Here is a 17,546-nt window from a genome sequence, read left to right as displayed (position 1 = left end):
GATAAAAGACATTATATGTTAAGAGCCGCGTGTCAATCCGCTCGCGCACCCAGGAACACACCCAGGAAGCTCCCGTGAACGCCGCAAACAGCATTCTTCTGTCTCCCGCCGACAATGTCGCGGTCGCCAATGGCCGCATCGAGATCGGCACCGTGCTGCCGGGCGGCGCCGTCGCCGCCGCAGTGATCGAGCCGGGCCACAAAGTGGCGATCAAGCCGATTGCGGCCGGCGAGGCCGTGGTCAAATACGCCCAGGCGATCGGCCGCGCCACGCAGGACATCGCGCCCGGCGAGCATGTCCATTCGCACAATCTGGTCTTCGAAAGCGGGCGTTTGCCGGTGGTGCCGCCGAGCGAGGCAGTGCATGCGACCGAGGCCGACCGCGCCCGCACCTTCATGGGCTACCGCCGCGCCGACGGCCGCGCCGGTACGCGCAACTTCATTGGCATTCTCGCCAGCGTCAATTGCTCGGCCACCGTCTGCCACGCCATCGCCGACGCGGCGAACCGCACGCTTTTGCCGCAATATCCCGGCATTGACGGCTTCGTCCCGATCGTCCACGGCCAGGGCTGCGGCATGAGCGCCACCGGCGACGGCATGATAGTGCTACACCGCACGCTGGCCGGCTACGCCCGTCATCCGAATTTTGGTGGTGTGCTGATGGTCGGGCTCGGCTGCGAGGTCAACCAGCTCACCCTCTACGGCCAGAAGGGCGTTGCCGCGGGAAAACGTCATTTCAACATCCAGGAAGCCGGCGGCTCGCGCAAATCGGTCGAGAAGGCGTTGGTCGTGCTGGCCGAGATCGCCGAGGAGGTCGGCAAGCTTCAGCGTGAGCCGATCCCGGTCAGCGAGATCGTCGTCGGCCTGCAATGCGGCGGCTCCGACGGCATGTCCGGCATCACCGCCAATCCGGCGCTGGGTGCCGCGGTCGACATTTTGGCCGGCGTCGGCGGCGTCGGCATCCTCTCCGAGACGACGGAGATCTACGGCGCCGAGCACCTGCTTGCCTATCGTGCCGCCACCCCCGAGATCGCCGCCAAGCTCGACGGTTACGTGAAATGGTGGGAAGACCATGTCGCCAAGCATGGCGCTTCGATCGACAACAACCCCTCACCGGGTAACAAGCGCGGCGGCCTGACCACCATCCTGGAAAAGTCGCTCGGCGCGGTCGCCAAGGGCGGCCAGACGCCGCTCAACGGCGTCTTCGGCTATGCCGAAAAGGTCACCGGGCACGGGCTGGTGTTCATGGACACGCCCGGCTACGACCCGGTCTCGGCCACCGGCCAGGTGGCGGGCGGCGCCAACGTCATCGTCTTCACCACAGGCCGCGGCTCCTGCTTCGGCTGCCGGCCGACGCCGTCGATCAAGGTCGCCAGCAACTCGACCATGTATCACACGATGGAAGAGGACATGGACGTGAATTGCGGCGTCATCGCCTCGGGCGAAAAGACCATCGCCGGCATGGGCCGCGAGATCTTCGAACTGATCGTCGAGACGGCTTCGGGCCGCAAGACCAAGAGCGAAGAGTTCGGCTACGGCGACAACGAGTTCGTGCCTTGGCATCTCGGAGCGACGCTCTAAGCCGGACATGCGCAATGGTCGCGAACCCCGGACGTGATCGCCAGGCGTCATAGTTCCAACGCTCCCGAAAAAGAATGAACATTCCATATTGACTGGATGATGGAATTAATATTCCATGCGACATATTGGAGGGGATTGGCAGCGGAGTTCCGAGGGAGCAAGCTTTCCCGCCGAGCCATTCGAAGCGGCCATCAAACACCGCTTGCGCCGACCGAGGTGATGCACTATCAAAATGCGGTAAATGTTTTTTATTGATAAAGTTCCGTTTGGGCCGCCATCCGAATGGAGCTTCCGTAACATTCACCGGGCGACTTAGGGAGGACTCCTAATGAAATTCGTGACCAGCATTCTCAATCGCCGCGCCTTCGTGGCACTTGCAGCCGCCTCGATGCTTGCCGGCGTGATGCATTCGGCGCCGGCATCCGCGGCCGACGTGACCATCCCGATCATCGTCAAGGACACCACCTCCTTCTACTGGCAAATCGTTCTGGCCGGCGCCCGCAAGGCCGGCAAGGATCTCGGCGTCAACGTGCCGGAGCTCGGCGCCCAGGCCGAGACCGACGTCAACGGCCAGATTTCGATCCTTGAAAATGCCGTCGCCGGCAACCCGGCGGCCGTCGTCATTGCGCCGACCGAAGCCAAGGCGCTCGGCAAGCCGATCGACGAGGCCGCCACCAAGGTCAAGATCATCGGTATCGACTCTGGCGCCGACTCCAAGGCCTTCACCTCGTTCCTGACCACCGACAACATCCAGGGCGGCCGCGTTGCCGCTGACGGCCTTGCCGCAGCCATCGGCGAAGCCAATGGCGGCAAGGTCGAGGGCGACGTCGCCCTGATCACCGCTCTTCCGGGCGCCGGCTCGCTCGAACAGCGCGCCCAGGGTTTTAAGGAACAGCTCGCTGCCAAATATCCGGGCCTCAAGCTGGTCGCCGACAAATACGCCGACGGCCAGGCCACCACCGGCCTCAACATCGCCACCGACCTGATCACCGCCAACCCCAACCTCAAGGGCATCTTCGCCTCCAACCTGATCATGGCGCAGGGCGTCGGCCAGGCGATCGCCGAGAACAGTCTTGCCGGCAAGGTCGGGCTGGTCGGTTTCGACAGCGACGAGAAGCTGATCAAGTTCCTCAACGACGGCGTCATTTCGGCTCTCGTCGTCCAGGATCCGTACCGGATGGGCTATGACGGCATCAAGACGGCGCTCGCCGCCTCGAAGGGCGAGAAGGTCGAGGCCAATGTCGACACGGGCGCCAATTTGGTCACCAAGGCCAACATGAAGGATCCGAAGATCGACGCGCTGCTCAACCCGAAGCTCGACTGAGCATAGCCTCAGGTGAACTGTTTCCGGGGCCTTTTCGCCCCGGAAACATCCCACTCGTGCCAATCGCGAGGCCAATCTTTGGGGGCCAATCTGGGAGGATTGTCATGATGTCGACGGCGCAGGAACTCCATCCGGCCCCAACGCTGGAACCGGGCAGGACCATCCTCGAACTCCGCGGGCTGGAAAAGCGCTATCCCGGCACCCATGCGCTGAAGCCGGTCGATCTCGCCTTCAAGGCCGGCGAGATCCACGCCATCGTCGGCGAGAACGGCGCGGGCAAATCCACCCTGATCAAGCTTCTGACCGGCGTCATGCCGCGCACCTCCGGCGACGTCATCTGGGAGGGCAAGCCTGCCGCATTGGCAACGCCGCATGAGGCGATGGCGCTCGGCATCAATGCCGTGCATCAGGAAGTCGTCCTATGCCGCCATCTCACCGTCGCCGCCAACATGTTCCTCGGCGAGGAGGATTCCCGCTTCGGCATCCTGCAGCAGCGGGCGATGGTCAGGCAGGCGCAGAAGATCATCGACGATCTCGGCTTCGACCTGCCGGCGCATGTCATGCTGGGTGACCTGACCATCGGCCAGCAGCAGTTGATCGCCGCCGCCCGCGCCACGGTGCGCGGCACCAAATTCCTGATCTTCGACGAGCCGACCGCCTATCTTACCCGCAAGGAGGCCGACCAGCTGTTCACGCTGATCCGCCGGCTGAAGGGCGAAGGCGTCACCATCATCTACATCAGCCATCGCATGGAAGAAGTGTTCGAGCTCGCCGACCGCGTCTCGGTGCTGCGCGACGGCACGCTGGTCGGCACCAGGAACATTGCCGAGACCAATGACGCCGAGCTGGTCAAGATGATGATCAACCGCTCGATCGAGCAGGTCTACCACAAGGAGCATTTCACCCCCGGCGCGACCATCGTCGAAACCAGGAACCTGTCCGGCAAGGGTTTCGAAAATGTCTCGATGTCCGTCCGCGCCGGCGAGATCGTCGGCCTCTACGGCCTGATCGGCGCCGGGCGCAGCGAGTTCGTCACCACGCTCTATGGCCGCCACCGCAAATCGGCCGGCCAGATCCTCTGGGAGGGCAAGGAGGTCAAGGTCAATTCCGAACATGACGCGATCAGGCTCGGCATGGCGCTGGCCCCGGAAAGCCGCCGCGACCAGGGCCTCTGCCTCAACCTGCCGGTCGGACTCAACCTCAATCTGCCGATCTACAAGCGCATCTCCAGCAATCTGCTGATCTCCCGCGCGCAGGAAAAGGCGCAAGCCGATCGCCAGATCGCCGACCTGCGCATCAAGACGCCGACGCGCGGCGCGCTGGCCTCCAGCCTGTCCGGCGGTAACCAGCAGAAGATCGTCATCGGCAAATGGCTCGCCCATGGCGCCAAGCTATTCATCTTCGACGAGCCGACTGTCGGCGTCGACGTGGGCACCAAGGCCGAGATCTACCGCCTGTTCGGCGCGCTGTTGTCCAAGGGAGCCGGCATCATCCTGATCTCGTCCTACCTGCCCGAGGTTTATGAACTCGCCGACACGCTGCACGTGTTCCGGCGCGGCAAGCTGGTGGCCACGCACGGCTTTCGTACCGCTGACCACGAGGAGATCCTCACCCAGGCGCTGGCCGAGAAACAAGAAAAACCGGGAGGACGGATATGAGCACCGAGGCGATCGCTGCCGAAAGGCCGAAACGCAACTACAACGCCCTGTTCGGGCTGACACTGCTGGCGCTGCTGGTTCTTTTATGGATCATCCTGTCGGTGGCGACGCCGAGCTTCGCCTCGGCCAACAACATCTCGAACCTGTTGCGGCAAGGGTCGATGATCGCCATCCTGGCGGTCGGCCAGACCTTCGTCATCATCACCGGCGGCATCGATCTTTCCGTCGGCGCCGTGGTCGGCTTCGCCACTGTCATCGTCGCGATGCTGATCAACGCCGGGACACCGGTTTTCCTCGCCATCCTGATCACCTTGCTGGTCGGCGTCGCCATCGGCATGTTCCATGGGTTCGGCATCGTCAAGATGGGCCTGCCGCCCTTCATCATCACCCTGGCGACGCTGACCTCGCTGCGCGGCATCGGTCTGTTGATGACCAACGGCAACTCGATCTCGATCAACAACGACGCCTTCCAGACGTTCTCGCGCAGTTCCTTCGCCGGCGTCCCCAATCTGTTCTGGATGGTGATCCTGGTCGGTATCCCAGCCTACATCTTCCTGCACCACAGCCGCTGGGGCCGCTATCTGTTCTCGGTCGGCTCCAACGCCGAGGCGTCGCGCCTGTCAGGCGTCAACGTCCAGCGCACCATCTACATGGCCTACACGCTGTCGGGGCTGTGTGCGGCCTTCGTCGGCGTGCTGCTTGCCTCGCGCATCGGCATCGGCAATCCGACGCAGGCCGAGGGCTGGGAATTGCAGGCGATCGCCTCCTCGGTGATCGGCGGCACCTCGCTGTTCGGCGCTGTCGGCTCCGTGCACGGACCGCTGCTCGGCGCCTTCATCCTTGCCACCATCAACAACGGCGCCAATCTGCTCAACGTCAACGCCTTCTGGCAGCGCATCATCACCGGCGTGCTGATCATCGTCATCGTCTATTTCGACGGGCTGCGCCGCCGCGGCAAATAGACTGCCTCCCAACAACCGCCGGCCTCGCGACAGCAGGGCCGGCGGTGCCATGAACCGACTGGATTGAAGCATGAAAGCCGTCGTCTGCCGCTCGCCCGGCGAACTTGTCCTCGAAGATCGTCCGGCGCCTGGCGCGCCCCCCGCCGGCTGGGCGCTGGTCGCCGTCAGCCATGTCGGCATCTGCGGCACCGACTATCACATCTTCGAAGGCAAGCACCCGTTCCTCGCCTATCCCCGCATCATGGGCCACGAGGTTTCTGGCACCGTGATCGAGGTTGGCGAGGACGTCGATCTCGCCGTCGGCGAAGCGGTGATCGTCAATCCCTATCTCGCCTGCGGCAAATGCATCGCCTGCCGGCAAGGCAAGCCGAATTGCTGTGTCATGATCGAGGTGCTCGGCGTCCACCGCGACGGCGCCATGTGCGAGCAGATCCTGGTGCCGGCGCAAAATCTTTATCCGGCAAACGGCCTGTCGCTGGCCGATGCTGCCGCCGTCGAATTCCTGGCGATCGGCGCCCATGCCGTGCGGCGCTCGCTCGCTGATCCAGGTGCGCGCACACTGGTCATCGGTGCAGGCCCGATCGGGCTCGGCACGGCGCTGTTCGCCCGCATCGCCGGGCTAGACGTGATGCTGCTCGACATGAGTGCGGAGAGGCTGGGTTTCGCCGAAAGCGAACTCGGCTTCGCGACCCTCGACGGCTCGCGGGGCGCTGCTGCCGACCTGGTGCGGGAAGCAACCGGCGGCGACGGCTTCGACGTGGTTTTCGATGCCACCGGCAACACCCGGTCGGTGCAGTCGGCCTTCGCCCATGTCGCGCACGGCGGGGCGCTGGTCCTGGTCAGCGTCGTCAAGGACGACATCGCCTTTTCCGATCCCGAATTCCACAAGCGCGAGATGATGCTGATCGGCAGCCGCAACGCCCTGCGTGCCGATTTCGACCATGTCGCCGCCTCGATCCGCAACGGCGCGCTGCCGCTGGCAAAGCTGGTCACCCACCGCACCACGCTTGGCGAGACGCCGCACGACCTGGCCCGCTGGGCGCATGAGAAGTCCGGCCTGATCAAGGCCGTCATTCAAGTCGGATGATGCCAGGGCTGCCGCATCTCAGAGCGCCGACAATTTGAGCTCGATCCGCTCGGCCGGGAAGCGCGACTCCGAAAACTGTATCGGCTGACCGTCGGGCGTGACGTTGACGGCGACCGTCACCAGCACGATGGCGCCGGGCTGCAGGTCGAGGTCAGCAAGGTCGGCGGCATCGGCATGGCGCGCCGACAGCACGGTCGATTGCCTGAGATAGTCGTCGATGCCGAAACGTGCCAGCGATGCGGTGATCGAACCGGTTTCCGCCATGGCGGCATCGATGCCGGCAAAGCGCCTGGCATCGAACCAGCCGGCCGCGCGGGATACCGGCATTCCATCGGCTTCGCCGCGCGTTTCCAGGCGTATCACATCGGCCCCCGTCGCAAGGCCTAAGCCCTCTGCGACACGACGGTTGGCCGGCTCGATCGATGACGCGAGCAAGGTGATATGCCGCTCGGACGCCTGTCCTTGCAATCCCTCGGAAAAGCGGGTGCGGGCGCCGATCGGATAAGACAGCAGCTTGCGCGACAGCACGAAGGTGCCGCGCCCCTGCTCCGCCCTGAGCACACCCTCCTGCACCAGCGCTGCGATAGCGCTACGCACCGTGTGGCGGTTGACGCCATAGCGTCCGGCCAACGCGATCTCCGGCGGCAGCGCGGCATTCTCGGGAAAATCGCCGGCGGCGATCGAATGCAGGATCTGGTCGGCGATCTGCCGCCACAGCGCGACACCGCTGCGCCGCTCGATGCTGTTGGCTCGTCCGATCATCTCCCGCCCCAATTCCTCGCGCCGATCTTTCGGTCCGTGTCTCGTGCCCGTCATGGACACGCGCTAGATAATGGATATAATTTGTATAGTTGTCTATATCAATAGACAAATGAAGGCAGACGAGGAGCACCGGCCATGCGAGGACGGGAAGCGCGAGAGCAGGCCGAGCGCAAGGCCGTGATGGCGACGCTGGCGCAATCGGCCGGCGACGACATCGTCCGCCTCTGGGACGAAGCCGGCCTGCCTTGCGAAGCGGAACTTCTGCGTGGCCCCGAAACCGGCCTGGTTACGGTACGCGGCCGCATCGGCGGCGGTGGTGCCCCTTTCAATGTCGGCGAGGCGACGGTCACCCGTGCCACGGTGCGGCTTGCGTCCGGCCATGTCGGCCACTGCTACGCGCTCGGCCGCGACAAGCAGAAGGCAAGGCTGGCGGCAATCGCCGATGCGCTGTGGCAGGACCCGGCCCACCGCAATGAGGTCGAGACCAGGATCGTTGCGCCCTTGCAGGCGGCACTGGCCAAGGCGCGTGAACAGCGCCGCGCCGAGACGGCGGCGACCAAGGTCGATTTCTTCACCATGGTGCGCGGAGAAGACTGATGGATATCGCCACTCAATCCATTGAAGGCGGCTTCGCCGATCCGGTATTCAATGCCCAGACCGTATTCCGTGCCGTCATGGACGCGATGGCGCGGCCGGGCAGCGTCCAGCCCTTGCCGGCCCTTGCCCACCCACCGGCGCCGCTGTCGGCCACCGCCGGCGCCGTTGCGCTGGCGCTGTGCGACAACGACACGCCGCTCTGGCTCGACCCGGCTTTGCAGGTGTCGGCGGTGAAATCCTGGCTTGGCTTCCATACCGGCGCGCCGCTGGCCAACACCCCGGCCGACGCGCATTTCGCGCTGATCGCCACGCCGGCCGAGATGATGGCGCTCGACGGGTTTTCGCAAGGCACCCAGGATTATCCCGATCGTTCGACGACGCTGATCCTCGAGGTCGGCGATCTCGTCTCCGGCGCTGCGCTGCTGCTCGAAGGCCCGGGCATCGAGAAGACGGCGACGATCGCGCCGGCGCAAATGCCGCGCCATTTCGTCGAGCAATGGAAGCAGAACAACCAGCGTTTTCCGCGTGGCGTCGATATCATCCTCGCCACGTTCGACGCAATTGCCTGCCTGCCGCGCACGACGCGCATCAATATGATGGAGGCGTAGCATGTATGTTGCGGTAAAGGGTGGCGAAGCGGCCATTCGCAACGCCCACAAACTGCTCGCCGACCGCCGGCGCGGCGATCGTTCGGTGCCCGCACTTCGCCTCGACCAGATCGTCGAGCAGCTGGCGCTCGGCGTCGACCGGGTGATGAGCGAAGGTTCGCTCTACGACAGGGAATTGGCGGCACTCGCCATCGTCCAGGCGCGCGGCGACATGATCGAGGCGATCTTCCTGGTTCGCGCCTATCGCACCACGCTGCCGCGTTTCGGCTACACCAGGGCGATCGACACCGGCACGATGCTGGTCGAGCGGCGGGTGTCGGCGACCTACAAGGACCTGCCCGGCGGGCAGCTGCTCGGCCCGACTTTCGACTACACCCACCGGCTGCTCGATCCCGAGCTTGCCGCCGGCGGCGAAGTCGCCGAGCCGGAACAGCGTGCCGGCGAGGCGGAAGCGATGCCGCGCGTCTCGGCCATCCTCGCCCGCGAAGGCCTGATCGAGCCCGACGGCGACATGCCTGGGGATCATACCCCCGGCGACATCACCCGCGAGCCGCTCGAATTCCCGATGGCGCGTGACATCCGCCTGCAGGCGCTGTCGCGCGGCGACGAGGGGTTTCTGCTGGCGCTCGGCTATTCCACCCAGCGCGGCTACGCGCGCAACCATCCCTTCGTCGGCGAGGTTCGCATCGGCGAGGTCGAACTGGAACTGGACGTGCCGGAACTGCCCTTTGCCGTGCCGCTCGGCAGCATCCGCGTCACCGAATGCCAGATGGTCAACCAGTTCAAGGGCTCGGCCAAGGCGCCGCCGCAATTCACCCGCGGCTACGGCCTCGTCTTCGGCCAGAGCGAGCGCAAGGCGATGGCCATGGCGCTATGCGACCGCGCGCTGCGCGCCTCGGAGTTGGGTGAGGATGTCATCGCCGCCGCGCAGGACGAGGAGTTCGTCATCTCGCATTCCGACAATGTCCAGGCGACCGGCTTCGTCGAGCATCTGAAGCTGCCGCATTATGTCGACTTCCAGGCCGAACTCGACCTCGTGCGCCGCATGCGCGCCGAGCATGATGCCCGCGAAAATGCCGGCAAGGCCGAAGAAAAGAGGCAGGCAGCGGAATGAGTGCACAACCAGCGGACATCGCCACCTACAACTTCGCCTATCTTGACGAACAGACCAAGCGGATGATCCGTCGGGCGATCCTCAAGGGCATCGCCATTCCTGGCTATCAGGTGCCGTTCGCCTCGCGCGAAATGCCGATGCCCTATGGTTGGGGCACCGGCGGCGTCCAGGTCACCGCTTCGATCATTGGCCCGGACGATGTGCTCAAGGTCATTGACCAGGGCGCCGACGACACCACCAATGCGGTTTCGATCCGCGCCTTCTTCAAGAAGGTCGCCAATGTCGCCGTCACCACCGAGACGGCCAAGGCGACCATCATCCAGACCCGCCACCGCATCCCTGAATATCCGCTGAGTGCCGGTCAGGTGCTGGTCTACCAGGTGCCGATCCCCGAGCCGCTGCGCTTCCTCGAGCCGCGGGAAACGGAGACGCGCAAAATGCATGCGCTGGAGGAATACGGCCTTATGCATGTGAAGCTCTACGAGGACATCGCCAGGCACGGCCGCATCGCCACCACCTACGCCTACCCGGTCAAGGTTGAGGGCCGCTATGTGATGGATCCCTCGCCGACGCCGAAATTCGACAATCCGAAGATGCACCGTTCGCCGGCTTTGCAATTGTTCGGCGCCGGCCGCGAAAAGCGCATCTACGCGCTGCCGCCCTTCACCGATGTGGTCAGCCTCGATTTCGAGGACCATCCGTTCGAGGTGCAGACCTTCGACCAGCCCTGCGCGCTGTGCGCGGCCGAGAACGTCTATCTCGACGAGGTCATCCTCGACGACCATGGCGGCCACATGTTCGTCTGCTCCGATACCGATCATTGCGAGAAGCGGCGCGCGGAAGGCCACTGCGGCCATCTCGCGCCCGAGACCCATCTTGCCCTAGGAAAAACGGAGCCGGCGCAATGACAGACGAACCGCTGCTGCGCGTTTCGGCGCTGTCCAAATTCTACGGCTCGCGCGTCGGCTGCGAGTACGTCACTTTTGACCTCTGGCCGGGCGAAGTGCTGGCGGTGGTCGGCGAATCCGGTTCCGGCAAGACGACTTTGCTCAACTGCCTGTCAACTCGACTGCTGCCCAGCTCCGGCACCGCCAGCTACCGGATGCGCGACGGCCAGTTTCGCGAACTCTACCGCATGAGCGAGGCCGAGCGCCGCTTCCTGATGCGCACCGATTGGGGTTTTGTCCATCAGAACCCGGCCGACGGGCTGCGCATGACGGTGTCGGCCGGCGCCAATGTCGGCGAGCGGCTGATGGCGGTCGGCGACCGTCACTATGGCAGGATCCGCGCAACGGCGGTCGATTGGTTGTCTCGTGTCGAGATCGACGAAGACCGCATCGACGACGAGCCGCGCGCCTTTTCCGGAGGCATGCGCCAGCGCCTGCAGATCGCCCGCAACCTCGTCACCGGGCCGCGGCTGGTGTTCATGGACGAGCCAACCGGCGGCCTCGACGTCTCGGTGCAGGCGCGCCTGCTCGATCTGTTGCGCGGCCTGGTCACCGATCTCGGCCTGGCCGCCATCGTCGTCACCCACGATCTCGCCGTGGCGCGGCTGTTGTCGCAGCGCATGATGGTGATGAAGGACGGCCGCGTCGTCGAAAGCGGCCTCACCGACCGCGTCCTCGACGATCCGCGCGCGCCTTATACCCAGTTGCTTGTCTCCTCGATTCTGCAGGTGTGACCATGATTGCTCCGGCGTACCCCCCTCTGGCCTGCCGGCCATCTCCCCCTCAAGGGGGGAGATCAGCAGCTTTTATGTCCCGCCCGTTCTGCGACACAGGAGAATGGCGAAACCGAATGCGACAGCCAATCTCCCCCCTTGAGGGGGAGATGGCCGGCAGGCCAGAGGGGGGTGTTGGCCCGCAGACGAATGACGATTGGAGAACCCTCTGATGGCAACCCCGCTCGTTGTCTCCGATGTCGCGAAGAGCTTCACCATGCATCTGCGCGACGGCATCAAACTGCCGGTGGTCGCTGGTGTCTCGTTCGCGATCAGGGCCGGCGAATGCGCCGTGCTCGGCGGCCCGTCCGGCGCCGGCAAGAGCTCGATCCTGAAGATGCTCTACGGCAATTATGCCGCCGACGAAGGCCAGATCATCGTCCAGCACGAGGGCGGGCTCATCGATCTCGCCTCGGCCAGCCCGCGCACCGTGCTTGCCGTGCGCCGGCTTACCATCGGCTATGTCAGCCAGTTCCTGCGCACCGTGCCGCGTGTCTCTGCGCTCGATGTCGTGGCCGAACCGCTGGTCGAGCGCGGCGAGGAGCGCGAGGTCGCGCACGGCAAGGCACGTGCCTTGCTGGCGCAGCTCAACCTGCCGGAAAAGCTCTGGGCGCTGCCGCCGGCGACGTTCTCCGGCGGTGAACAGCAGCGCGTCAACATCGCGCGCGGCTTCATCACCGAGCACCCGATCCTGCTGCTCGACGAGCCGACCGCTTCGCTCGACGCCAGGAACCGCGACGTGGTGATTTCCCTGATCGCCGCCAAGAAGGCGGCGGGCGTCGCTTTGCTCGGCATCTTCCACGACCACGACGTGCGTGAGGCGGTGGCCGACCGTATCATCGACGTGACCGCCTTCGCCGCCGGAAAAATTGCCGCATGACAAGGAAACTGTCGGAGGCGCCGGTGATCCACGAGACGGCGCAAGTAGAGAACTCAACGCTTGGCCGCTGGACCGAGATCGCCGAGCGCTGCCGGGTTTCCGAAAGCACGCTCGGCGACTATTCCTACATGATGCAGGACTGCGGCGTCTGGTGCGCAACGATCGGCAAATTCGCCAACATCGCCGCAAGCGTGCGCATCAACGCTACCAACCATCCGACCTGGCGGCCGGCGCTGCACCATTTCACCTATCGCGCCTCGGATTATTGGGACGACGCCGAGCACGAGAGCGAATTCTTCGCCAAGCGCCGCGCCAAACGCGTCACCGTCGGCCACGACACCTGGCTCGGCCACGGCTCGACTATCCTGCCCGGCGTCACCGTCGGCGACGGCGCTGCGGTCGGCGCCGGCGCGGTGGTGTCGAAGGACGTCGCGCCCTACACCATTGTCGCCGGCGTGCCGGCCAAGCCGATCCGCGAACGCTTCGACCGCCGCACCGCGGAACGCTACCAGGCGCTCGCCTGGTGGGACTGGGATCATGCAAGGCTGCGCGCCGCGCTCGACGATTTTCGGGAATTGTCGGCGGAGGCGTTTCTGGAGAAATATGGCGGCTGAGGGTCGTGAATGGTGAATGGTGAATGTGAATGGGGGCAGCGGACAGGTTTCGAGGCTCAGGGAAGCCGTTCTTATCACCATTCACCATTCGAGCTTCTCGCGCCGAGTTGATCCCGCCCCGCTCCAGGCTGTGGGCGGTAACAAAACTGACATCGTTCCGACACCGCAGGTTCATGCGGCTGCGCTAGCCAGGGTAAACAGACCTTCAATTGCGATTGGACTGGAGCCTGCACCATGTCAGCTACGCTCGAAATCCGCGGCGTCACCCGCCGGTTCGGCAAGAACACCGCCGTCAGCAATGTTCACATCGCGATTCCGCAAGGCCAGATGGTCGGCATCATTGGCCGCTCCGGCGCCGGCAAATCGACGCTGCTGCGCATGATTAACCGCCTCATCGATCCCAGCCAGGGCTCCATCCTGTTCAACGGCGTCGAGGTCTCCGGGTTGCGCGGCTCACCGCTCCGGCGATGGCAGCGCGACTGCGCCATGATCTTCCAGCAGTTCAACCTGGTGCCGCGCCTCGATGTGCTGACCAATGTGCTGCTCGGCCGGCTCAATCACCGTTCGACCGTGTCCAACCTATTTGGCATGTTCTCCCGCGGTGAATGCGCCGAGGCGGTTGCAGCCCTCGAGCGCCTCGACATCGCCCGCACCGCCCTGCAGCCGGCCGGCACGCTTTCCGGCGGCCAGCAGCAGCGCGTTGCGATTGCGCGCGCCATGATGCAGCAGCCGAAGGTGTTGCTGGCGGATGAGCCGATTGCCTCGCTCGATCCGCTCAACGCCAAGGTGGTGATGGATTCGCTGCAGGACATCAATTTGCGCGAGGGCATCACCGTCATCACAAATCTGCATACGCTGGATACGGCCCGCACCTACTGCAACCGCATCATCGGCATGGCCGCCGGCAAGGTCGTCTTCGACGGCCCGCCTGAAGCCCTCAACCGCGAGGCCGTGCGCATGGTCTACGGCGCCGACAGCAATGGCGGCGAAATCTCCGAGGCCATCACCTCCACCAGTGTCGCCATCAAACAGAAAATCGCTGCATCCGCCGGACCGCTCGAGCCCGCATTCCCGGGATATTGAGAACGGCCTGATCGCCCGCCCGCGTCAAAGGCACCTGTCAAAAAATTCGAACGCTACCGGCGCGAGGCCGGGACCAACAGGAGAGAGATAATGTTCAGGAAGATGGTTTTTGGCGCCGTTTCATTGCTCGCCATCGCGGCAAGCGCCGCTCACGCCCAGGATATCAAGGAATTCCGCATCGGCATCCTTGGCGGTGAAAACGAAGCGGACCGGCTGCGCAACTTTCAGTGCCTCGCCGATCACCTGAAGTCCGAATTCGGCTTCGAGAAGGTCTCGCTGTTCCCGGCCGCCGACTATGACGGCGTTATCCAGGGCCTGCTCGGCGGCACGCTCGATTTCGCAGAGCTTGGCGCGTCGGGCTATGCCAGCGTCTACCTCAAGGATCCGAACGCCGTGACCCCGATCCTCACCACCCAGCAGACCGACGGCGCGACCGGCTATTATTCGATCGGCCTTGCGCTGAAGTCGTCCGGCATCACCGACATCAAGTCGGCCAAGGGCAAGAAGCTCGGCTATGCCGACCCGGATTCGACCTCCGGCTACCTGATCCCGCTGACCCAGATCCCGAAGGACACCGGCGCTTCGAACGAAACCTTCTTCGCCTCGACTCAGTTCAATGGCGGCCACGAGAACAACCTTCTCGCGGTTCGCGACGGCAAGGTCGACGTGGCGGTTGACGATTCCTCGGGCATCGGCGACTTCAAGAACGGCTACACCTCCGGCACCTTCCACAAGGAAGTCGCCAAGGGCGCCGTGGACCCCAACGATTTCGTTGAAGTCTGGCGCTCCGGCTTGATCCCGAACGGCCCGCTGGTCGTGCGCACCGCACTCGGCGGCGACATGAGCGCCAAGCTCGCCAACTTCTTCACCAGCCTGCCGGCCAAGGACAAGCCTTGCTTCGAGGCCATCGAAGGCGGCGATTTCACCGGCTATGTTCCGGTGAAGCCGGACTTCTACAGCGTCATCGTCGAAGCCCGCAAAGCCGCGATCGGCGGCTGACGACAATTGCGAAAAGGACGGCGTCCATTAGAGCGACGTGCGTCCACTTGGACGCACAAAGTACGCTCTAACACTTAGATGCCGCATCGTGCTTTCCGAAAGTCGACTTTCGGGCCGATGCGGTCGCCACCTTTTTTTGTCCGCTCGTGATCCCGTATGACCTTCGCCGCTACAATTCGTTCAGACGCGGTCCGGCAGGCAGCAGACGCCTGGCGACGCCAGACGTCCTTGCGCCGGTTCTACACGGCGCTCGGCATCGGCTCACTGCTTGTCGCCATGTGCACAGCCATGTGGTTCGCCGACGAGGCCAATGCCGGACATTTCTTCGATCGGCTGCCGCACATACTGGATTTCCTTAGTTGGCTTGTTCCCAAGGACTGGAACGACGTCTGGCGGGCGCTGTTCGACATCACATCGCCGCACGACAAGGGCAGCCAAGAGTTCAACTTCCCGCTTGGCCGCGTCTATCTCTGGGGCGGCTTTTATCTACCCGAATATTTCGAGCTGATGCTCACCACGCTTAACGTGGCGCTGGTTTCCACTTTCATCGGCTTTGTCTTTGCGGTGCCCTTTTCCTTCATCGCCGCGCGCAACTTGACGCCGAGTCCGGTGCTCAGGCTCGTCGTCAAGCGCTTCATGGAACTGCTTCGCGCCTTCCCCGAGATCGTCATTGCCGGCCTGTTCGCAGCCATCCTCTCGACCGGCCCGGTCGCAGCCATTATCGCCATCGGCCTGCATTCCATCGGCGCCCTCGGCAAGCTCTTCTACGAGATCAACGAAAACATCGACATGCGCGCCGAAGAAGGCCTGCGCGCGGTCGGCGCCAACTGGTTCGAGCGCGTGCGCTTTGCCGGCCTGCCGCAAGTGCTGCCCAATTTCATGTCCTACACGCTGCTCAGGATCGAGATCAATGTGCGTATCTCGACCATTATCGGCGCGGTCGGCGGTGGCGGCATCGGCGAGGAACTGAAGCTCTCCATCTCGCGCGGCTTCGGCGCCAAGACGCTGGCATTGGTGCTGCTGCTGTTCACGACGATCTTCCTCGTCGACCAGTTTTCCGCCTGGCTACGCCGCAAGCTCGTCGGCGAGCAGGCATTCATGATGGGTGCCTGACCATGATCCCAAAAAGTGGATTCCCGTTTTTGGAAAAGATCATGGCAAATCAACAAGAAGACTGCCCATGGCCGCAATGACCGCCGATGAGATGCGGTCGATCGAGGAGCGCTTCCCCCAAGTGTTCCGGCGGCCCTTGTACAAACGCTTCGGCCCGCTGGTCCTGTTCACCGGCATCCTGCTCTATCTCCTCTACGCCTTGTGGTTCTTCAGCCTGCCGCAAGTGCTGAGGGAATCGCACTGGGAGCGCCTGCCGCTCTTCCTGACGCAATGGATCAGCTACGATCTGCAGCCGGAATTCCGTCTCGACCAGCCTCAGATCACACCCAGATATCCGCGTTTTTCGGCGCTCGGCGAAGACCCGCATCCCGATTGGGTCATCACCAACGCCAACGGCTCCTACACCGTCCTGATCGACGGCCGGGCCAAATCGGTCACCTTCGACAAGGCCGAAGCGACGCTTGTCGCCAATGGCCAGACGGTGCCGGTGTCCTTGGCCAGCGGCAAACCGGTAATATCCGGCCCGGTGCCGGAGTGGATCACCGCGCATGACGATGAGATCGTCGCCAGGATGGGCTTTGCCGGCGAGGTCCGCATAACCGTCGATCGCGTCAAGGTCCGCAAACGCTTCCTCGGCTGGGCGAATTTCGTCTTCGACACACGCTCGCCCTTCTTCGGCAAGTCGCCCGGCGAGGTGGTCTCGTTGCTGATGTCCGGACCCCAGCTCAAGCCGGGCACATCAAACATTGCGCTGGCCGCCGACAATATCTGGAACAACGCCCAATGGCAGCATGGCGACGTCTGGACGAAGCTGTTCCAGACCATCGTCATGGCGTTTCTCGGCACCTTGCTCGGCGGCATCGTTGCCTTCCCGCTCGCCTTCTTCGCCGCCCGCAACATCACCCCGAGCGGCCTGCTTAGCCAGGTGCTAAAGCGGTTCTTCGATTTCATGCGTTCGGTCGACATGCTGATCTGGGCGCTGTTCTTCACCCGCGCCTTCGGCCCGGGCCCGCTTGCCGGCAGCGCCGCGATTTTCTTCACCGAGATCGGCACGCTCGGCAAAGTCTATTCGGAGGGCCTCGAGAACATCGACGACAAGCCACGCGAGGGCATCCAGTCGACCGGCGCCAACGGCTTGCTGGTGCAGCGCTATGGCGTGCTGCCGGAAGTGATCCCGGTCTTCATCAGCCAGACACTCTATCAGTGGGAATCCAACACCAGGGGCGCGACGATCATCGGCGCCGTCGGTGCCGGTGGCATCGGCCTGAAGCTCTGGGAGGCGATGCGCACCAATTCCAACTGGGCCAATGTCTTCTACATGGTGCTCTTGGTCCTGCTCGTCGTTTTCATCTTCGACAACATTTCCAATTTCCTGCGCCGCCGCTTGAGCAGGACGATCCACGACTACAACCGGATCCAGGCCGGCCAGGGCTGACAGAGGCGTT

At 64.0% G+C, this 17,546-nt stretch carries 17 protein-coding genes; 16 read left to right on the top strand and 1 reads right to left on the bottom strand.

All coding sequences use genetic code 11. From position 1 onward, the window contains the following. The first annotated feature begins 74 nt into the window (after positions 1 to 74). The 5 genes from NKH99_RS03030 to NKH99_RS03010 all read left to right on the top strand — a co-directional run bounded on the left by NKH99_RS03030 (position 75) and on the right by NKH99_RS03010 (position 6,611). Entirely contained in the window at positions 75 to 1,580 is a 1,506-nt protein-coding gene (locus NKH99_RS03030) for a UxaA family hydrolase (protein WP_353012539.1), read from the top strand. 328 nt (positions 1,581 to 1,908) lie between these two features. Continuing rightward, the gene (locus NKH99_RS03025) at positions 1,909 to 2,904 is read left to right on the top strand and encodes an ABC transporter substrate-binding protein (RefSeq protein WP_292638478.1); all 996 of its coding nucleotides are present in this window, start codon (positions 1,909 to 1,911) and stop codon (positions 2,902 to 2,904) included. A gap of 104 nt (positions 2,905 to 3,008) precedes the next feature. Next, on the top strand, positions 3,009 to 4,562 hold the full coding sequence (locus NKH99_RS03020; RefSeq protein WP_352456805.1) for a sugar ABC transporter ATP-binding protein: 1,554 nt from the start codon (positions 3,009 to 3,011) through the stop codon (positions 4,560 to 4,562). Then, positions 4,559 to 5,524, top strand: a complete 966-nt coding sequence (locus NKH99_RS03015) for an ABC transporter permease (RefSeq protein WP_352448376.1) — start codon at positions 4,559 to 4,561, stop codon at positions 5,522 to 5,524. Before NKH99_RS03020 ends, NKH99_RS03015 begins: the two co-directional genes overlap by 4 nt. Before the next feature lie 70 nt (positions 5,525 to 5,594). Beyond that, positions 5,595 to 6,611 (top strand): zinc-binding alcohol dehydrogenase family protein, encoded by a 1,017-nt coding sequence (locus tag NKH99_RS03010; protein WP_352613111.1) that lies wholly within the window; start codon positions 5,595 to 5,597, stop codon positions 6,609 to 6,611. Positions 6,612 to 6,629: 18 nt separating this feature from the next. Here NKH99_RS03010 and phnF read toward each other — a convergent pair whose 3' ends face one another. Further along, positions 6,630 to 7,373 carry a phosphonate metabolism transcriptional regulator PhnF gene (gene phnF / locus NKH99_RS03005; protein ID WP_353012536.1) on the bottom strand — a complete coding sequence of 248 codons (744 nt, stop codon included), beginning with the start codon at positions 7,371 to 7,373 and terminating at the stop codon, positions 6,630 to 6,632. A 135-nt stretch (positions 7,374 to 7,508) separates the two neighbouring features. Here phnF and phnG point away from each other — a divergent pair, with 135 nt between their 5' ends. From phnG to phnE (NKH99_RS02950), 11 genes are all read left to right on the top strand, one after another. Beyond that, positions 7,509 to 7,970, top strand: coding sequence for a phosphonate C-P lyase system protein PhnG (gene phnG / locus NKH99_RS03000; RefSeq protein WP_352613115.1), 462 nt, complete (start codon positions 7,509 to 7,511; stop codon positions 7,968 to 7,970). Continuing rightward, complete coding sequence (phnH, locus tag NKH99_RS02995) at positions 7,970 to 8,578, top strand: phosphonate C-P lyase system protein PhnH (RefSeq protein WP_353012533.1); 609 nt, start codon at positions 7,970 to 7,972, stop codon at positions 8,576 to 8,578. The genes phnG and phnH overlap by 1 nt, the downstream gene beginning before the upstream one ends. A 1-nt stretch (position 8,579) precedes the next feature. After that, on the top strand, positions 8,580 to 9,692 hold the full coding sequence (locus tag NKH99_RS02990) for a carbon-phosphorus lyase complex subunit (protein WP_353012530.1): 1,113 nt from the start codon (positions 8,580 to 8,582) through the stop codon (positions 9,690 to 9,692). Next, positions 9,689 to 10,600: an alpha-D-ribose 1-methylphosphonate 5-phosphate C-P-lyase PhnJ gene (locus tag NKH99_RS02985; protein ID WP_353012527.1), complete on the top strand. Its 912-nt coding sequence runs from the start codon at positions 9,689 to 9,691 to the stop codon at positions 10,598 to 10,600. Before NKH99_RS02990 ends, NKH99_RS02985 begins: the two co-directional genes overlap by 4 nt. After that, positions 10,597 to 11,373 carry a phosphonate C-P lyase system protein PhnK gene (gene phnK / locus NKH99_RS02980; RefSeq protein WP_353012524.1) on the top strand — a complete coding sequence of 259 codons (777 nt, stop codon included), beginning with the start codon at positions 10,597 to 10,599 and terminating at the stop codon, positions 11,371 to 11,373. The genes NKH99_RS02985 and phnK overlap by 4 nt, the downstream gene beginning before the upstream one ends. Before the next feature lie 211 nt (positions 11,374 to 11,584). Next, complete coding sequence (gene phnL / locus NKH99_RS02975; protein ID WP_352539450.1) at positions 11,585 to 12,292, top strand: phosphonate C-P lyase system protein PhnL; 708 nt, start codon at positions 11,585 to 11,587, stop codon at positions 12,290 to 12,292. After that, positions 12,289 to 12,906, top strand: a complete 618-nt coding sequence (locus tag NKH99_RS02970) for a DapH/DapD/GlmU-related protein (RefSeq protein WP_353012521.1) — start codon at positions 12,289 to 12,291, stop codon at positions 12,904 to 12,906. Before phnL ends, NKH99_RS02970 begins: the two co-directional genes overlap by 4 nt. A gap of 234 nt (positions 12,907 to 13,140) precedes the next feature. Further along, entirely contained in the window at positions 13,141 to 13,989 is an 849-nt protein-coding gene (gene phnC / locus NKH99_RS02965; RefSeq protein ID WP_352474086.1) for a phosphonate ABC transporter ATP-binding protein, read from the top strand. A gap of 90 nt (positions 13,990 to 14,079) precedes the next feature. Continuing rightward, positions 14,080 to 14,988 (top strand): phosphonate ABC transporter substrate-binding protein, encoded by a 909-nt coding sequence (gene phnD, locus NKH99_RS02960; protein ID WP_352620198.1) that lies wholly within the window; start codon positions 14,080 to 14,082, stop codon positions 14,986 to 14,988. Positions 14,989 to 15,144: 156 nt separating this feature from the next. Then, positions 15,145 to 16,101: a phosphonate ABC transporter, permease protein PhnE gene (phnE, locus tag NKH99_RS02955; RefSeq protein ID WP_352539455.1), complete on the top strand. Its 957-nt coding sequence runs from the start codon at positions 15,145 to 15,147 to the stop codon at positions 16,099 to 16,101. A gap of 67 nt (positions 16,102 to 16,168) precedes the next feature. Then, entirely contained in the window at positions 16,169 to 17,536 is a 1,368-nt protein-coding gene (gene phnE / locus NKH99_RS02950) for a phosphonate ABC transporter, permease protein PhnE (protein ID WP_353012517.1), read from the top strand. Positions 17,537 to 17,546 lie beyond the last annotated feature (10 nt).

It is taken from the genome of Mesorhizobium sp. M0854, from assembly GCF_040319815.1.
GTDB lineage: Bacteria > Pseudomonadota > Alphaproteobacteria > Rhizobiales > Rhizobiaceae > Mesorhizobium.
This window is presented reverse-complemented; position numbering and strand designations above follow the sequence as displayed.